1 protein-coding gene is annotated in these 565 nt (G+C 73.1%); it reads right to left on the reverse strand.

Features of this window, described 5'->3' with window-relative positions:
* Window positions 1-565, reverse strand: a 565-nt coding sequence (locus HUK84_RS22260; protein ID WP_246285841.1) for an FGGY-family carbohydrate kinase, incomplete at both ends; no start/stop codon positions are given.

Below are 565 nucleotides of genomic sequence, written 5' to 3' on the forward strand. Positions count from 1 at the left end.
GATGATGCGGGTCCAGGCGAGGCTGCGTCCGCCGCCGCCGATGATCGGGAGCGGGCCGGCCGGCGATTGCCGGCCTGCCAGCAGGTCCTGCCCCAGGCGCAGCGAGAAGGCGACGCCTTCGAGCACCGCGCGGGCGAGGTCCACTTCGTCGGTCATCGCGTCCAGGCCGATGAAGGCGCCACGGGCGGCGGGGTCGTGATAGGGGGTGCGTTCGCCGCGCAGATAGGGCTGGAACAGGATGCGGCCCGGTGCCGCGCCGCGCGCCTGGACCTTGTCCAGCAGGGCGGCGATGTCGGGTTCGCGGCACAGGGCGGCGACCCAGGCCAGGCAACTGCCGCCATTGAGCATGGCGGCCATCTGGTACCAGCGGCCGGGCAGGCAGTGGGCGAAATCGTGCAGGCTGATTTCGGGGTCGGGATCGTAGGATTCGCGCACCGCGACATAGACCGCGCCGGTGCCGAGCGAGAGGAACGCCTGCCCGGCATCGGCGCAGCCCAGCCCCGCCGCGCCGACGGGCGTATCGCCGCCGCCGGTGGCCACCACGACATCCGGCGACAGGCCGAGT

The organism is Nguyenibacter vanlangensis (assembly GCF_013376155.1).
GTDB lineage: Bacteria > Pseudomonadota > Alphaproteobacteria > Acetobacterales > Acetobacteraceae > Gluconacetobacter > Gluconacetobacter vanlangensis.